Raw genomic sequence first — 4607 nt, forward strand, 5'->3', positions numbered from 1 at the left:
AACAATTCAGAATCTGGCGGAATCTTATATAGAAGGCATGTTACATCTTCAACCTGTAGGCCCATATCGTATTGCTGGCTGGTCATCTGGTGGGCTAATTGCTTATGAAATAGCTTATCAGTTAATAGCAGCTGGAAAAAAAGTGGATTTTATAGGGTTGATTGATACAGATAGAGATTATAAACAATTTTATCCTGAGTATGAAAAGCCAAATGGCTTTGTTTTTGATGAAATGGCTAAATTGCTTGAATTGTTATCGATATTAGATATACCAAGTATTGTCATGAAAAAATTGATTGATCTTGTAAAAAGTAAAGATTATGCCGCAGTATTACAGCTTGTTAAGGAAAGTTGTGATGTGAATAATTTACCAGAGTATAGTTTTCTTAGAAATTTTATCTTAATTTGCCACAACATGGATGTAGCAAGTTATCATTATTGCTCGCCAAAATTACCTACTATGATTACTTTGTTTTCTGCACAGGATGAAAATGATCGAAGTGATTTTAGCTTAGGTTGGGAAAATATGATATCTGATGGATTATTACAGATTATTCCATTGAAAGGAACTCATTCATCCATTATGAAAAAACCTTATATTGGTCAATTAGGAAATGAGATGTTAAGAGTTATTAAATCCAAAGATTTATCAAGTTAATTAAGTTGTTCTAGAAAGTAGAATATAATACTGGAATAGAGGTTTTATTCTGGTTAGAAGAAGGTGAGTAGATATAGTTATATTTGCTCTATGACTTATCTACCACCTACTTATTCTATTATTTCTAGTCAACGTTACACTTTAATGTGGATTGTCTAATTAACTATATGGTTTGTATAAAATTGACTATTTTGAACATTTTTATGAATGGTTCTAGAAAGGAAATTTGCATGATTTTAAAATTCACGTGCAGTATAAAAATTATACCGCTATTAGTGCTATTCATTGGATTGGCTGCTTATGCTGAAAATGATGCCATAATAAAAACTGATAAGTCATCTTATCAAGTGGAAATTAGACGTACTAGTATGGGAATGCCGCATATTAAAGCTAATGATTGGGGTAGTCTAGGTTATGGTTATGGTTATGGTTATACTCAGGCACAAGATAATCTTTGTACAATGGCTGATTCTTTTTTGACTTATCGTGGTGAGCGTTCCGAATATTTTGGTGGTGAGGCATTACCTGTTTATATTAGTACTGCAGGTAACTCGTCTAATTTGGATTCAGACTTTTATCATCGCCATATTGTATCTGATGATGCAATAGAGAGTATGAAGCAAGCTCAACCAAAACGGATGAGATTACTCGTGGAAGGATTTGCTTCTGGTTACAATCGTTACGTGCGTGAACTTAAAACAGCAGTTTATTCTGGTAAGGATAATGCTGCTTGTAGCAACGCTACCTTGGGTTAAAACAATTAGTACACAAGATATTTATCGTCGGATGTATGCGGTTGGTTTAGCTGAGGAATTGTCTATTAGCCTATTACCGTCTATTGCCAATGCAGCTCCTTCTGTATTAGGTGCTGAGGCTATTAAGACAGTACCGCTGACACGAAGCTCGATTACTGAATTTCCTCGAATTCGTAGCTTAGCGAGTAGAGGCATTGGCAGCAATGCATATGGTTTTGGTTCAATGGCTACAGGTACGAATAGCCCATTGCTACTTGGTAACCCACATTGGTACTTGGTGGGCCCAGATCGGTTTTACTTAGCACAACTGACGATCCCAGGAGTACTTAATGTAAGTGGTGCTGGATTTCTAGGTTCACCTGTGGTGCAAATCGGGTTTAATGACAATGTAGCTTGGAGTCATACGGTTTCGACAGCAGAACGTGCTGGATTTTTTGAATTGCAATTGGTGCAAGGTGATCCTCTCAGTTATCTGTATGATGGTAATATATTGAAAATGAAGGAAAATATTATAACGGTGCAAGTTAGAGATAGCTCAGGAGCTCTTGTACCAGTTACGCGTACACTGTACAAATCTAAACACGGACCTATGGTAAGTAACCCGATGTTGGCTTGGAATGAAAACACGGCGTTTGCTTTGCGTAATATCAACAGGGATAATTTCCGTCTTTGGCGTAACTGGTTGCGTTGGAGTGAAGCTAAATCACTTGATGAATTTATTACCATTCAACGCGAAGAGGCGGCTATGCCTTGGGTTAATACTGTTGCTGTAGGACGAGGTAGTTCACAGGCTTGGTATGCCGATATAGGGGCAGTGCCTAATATATCGTCCACACAAATGGCGCAGTGTGCTACGGAAATGGGGAAGGTTTTAATAAAGGCTGGGCATTTACCACCTAATACTCCTTTTCTTGATGGCTCGCGCAGTACATGTGATTGGCAAAATGATCCCGATTCAGTACAACTAGGTGCAATTGGCCCGAATCGAATGCCTAGTTTGTTGCGCAAAGATTATGTTGCCAATATGAACAATAGCTATTGGCTAAGTAATCCTCAAGCACCGCTAACGGGTTATCCTGCGATTTTTGGTACGAGCGGTGAGGAGGAATTGAGTTTACGTGCTCGTATGGGGCATGTGATGGTGCAAGAGCGTTTTAGTGGCAACGATGGTTACCCAGGGCGTAATGTCAGCAGTGAAGTGATACGTCAGATGGCGCTCAATAGCCGAGTATTTAGTGCTGAACGTTTTAAAACACAAGTGTTGGAGCAGGTTTGTATCACCCCACTAGTCAGTGTACAGCGGGATGTACTCAAAGGAGAGTTGTTTGTACCTGAGCGTAAGGTGAATTTGACGGAAGCCTGTACTGTATTGAGAGCTTGGGATAACACAGGTAATAGCGATGCACGTGGTGCTCATATATGGGATGGCTTTTGGATGCGATTATTGATAGAACGTGAAACGCAGGAGTTATTCACCGTGCCTTTTGACTCAGCCGATCCACTGAATACTCCGCGTGAACTACAAGCGAATGCCACTGAAATACTCAGTCAAGCCTTAGGTGCTACGGTGTTAGATTTGCAACATAGTGGTTTGTCATTGAATGCTAAACGTGGTGACTATCTATATCTCACGCGTGGTGGCAGCAAGGTGCCATTGTATGGTGGCTGTGATGAAATAGGCTATTTTACTATTAGTTGTAATGTAAATAATTTATACGAAATGGATAGGGGGGATGTAACCAGTAATAGTTATTTGCAGGTAGTGAGCTTCCCACATGATGGCGTGGAGGCTTATGTTTTATTAGTTTCGTCCCTGACTGATGATCCGGCTTCGCCTTACTACAGCGATTACACATATAACTACAGTACCAAACAATGGCACCGTATTCCATTTACGGAATCGCAGATCAAAGCCGACCCAAATTATTTTAGTAGCACGATACAGGAATAGTGATCAGTATGCTTAGTCCGGTGAGTAAGTTGAGATATTTGGCGATTGTTCAGAGTGCATCATTCGGACTAAGCTCCCTAAAATAATTTAATGAAATAAAAAATGCGTAGGATAAATTTATCGGGTACACCTTAAGGCAATAACTGAAATTATTCATTTATCTTGAAGACGTGTGAATAAGTATTGATAACGATGTGATAGAGCCGGATATCAGGCCGTTCACAATAGATTATCCAGTCTAATCATAACTTGCCGGATAAATTATATATTACTTCTATCATGTTATTACCGAAACACAGAAGACGATTCTAGTAACCTATTGCCCTGAAATGCGACATTCTATAAAGAGAAATGTTCGAATGCTAGGTAATTAAGAACTTGCAATATGACAAAGTTTTAAGTGGTTCCGGTTGACAATTCCAGTGATCGAGGTAACTAAAAAACTACCTTACCTTGATGTATTTAACATTTTAGTTAATTGGGGATTGTTGAGTAACCGCATTAATAAATTTCCTCATCATGAAAGAAATAGATAAGAGTTAATATGGAAAATTATATTCATAATAAGATAATAAACCAAAAATTATATGATGATGATTCTTTAGGGGTTGGTAATTTTTTATTCAAAGTTATAGATAGTGGTATAAAAATCAGCAAACCTATTTTTTATCTTGAAGATGAATGGGTTTCTCCTTCAGGTAAAAATTATAAAATATTTACCTATGAATCACTGTTACTTGCAGTTATGGAGGTAGTTTCTTGGTATCAATCTCGGGGCGTTAGAGCGAGAGATACCGTCTGTATTTACACATCTGAAGGTATTTCCCAATTTATTCATACAATATCATTGCTTTCTATGAAAGTAATAGCCTGTCCGGTAAACTGCAGTATAAGCCCAGAAATAACAATATCATATTGCCAAAAAAATGAGTTTAATTTTATTGTTACTGATAAGTATGAAAACAGTAAACAGTTATTAACTATTCTGACTGAGAATATTATTTTGCTTAATACGGCAAAAATCTCACATATGCCTCTACCTGCCCTTGATATAGGACATTGGCCAGCTCTATATACTAGTAAAGATGAGATTGTTATGATTTTTCATAATCCTGATGTAAGTGGGATTTCCAAAACTATTCCTTTTGGACATAAGCAGTTTTTCTCAGGAAAATGGGGGGAGGATTTACAGTTTGCTGAGCAAATTAATGAAAAGATGTTAACGTCTCTTCCTCATTCGCAT

General features: G+C 37.6%; 4 protein-coding genes. All 4 read left to right on the top strand.

The annotated features are described in order from the left end of the window. The coding region (locus tag PSI15_RS17060; RefSeq protein WP_273584568.1) for a thioesterase domain-containing protein at window positions 1-658 on the top strand (658 nt) is incomplete at its 5' end. Between the two features lie 230 nt (window positions 659-888). Further along, window positions 889-1413, top strand: a complete 525-nt coding sequence (locus PSI15_RS17065; RefSeq protein ID WP_273584569.1) for a penicillin acylase family protein — start codon at window positions 889-891, stop codon at window positions 1411-1413. After that, entirely contained in the window at window positions 1382-3364 is a 1983-nt protein-coding gene (locus tag PSI15_RS17070; protein WP_273584570.1) for a penicillin acylase family protein, read from the top strand. The genes PSI15_RS17065 and PSI15_RS17070 overlap by 32 nt, the downstream gene beginning before the upstream one ends. 544 nt (window positions 3365-3908) lie before the next feature. Next, the coding region (locus PSI15_RS17075; protein WP_273584571.1) for a hypothetical protein at window positions 3909-4607 on the top strand (699 nt) is incomplete at its 3' end.

Source organism: Xenorhabdus sp. PR6a, assembly GCF_028599065.1.
Lineage (GTDB): Bacteria > Pseudomonadota > Gammaproteobacteria > Enterobacterales > Enterobacteriaceae > Xenorhabdus > Xenorhabdus doucetiae.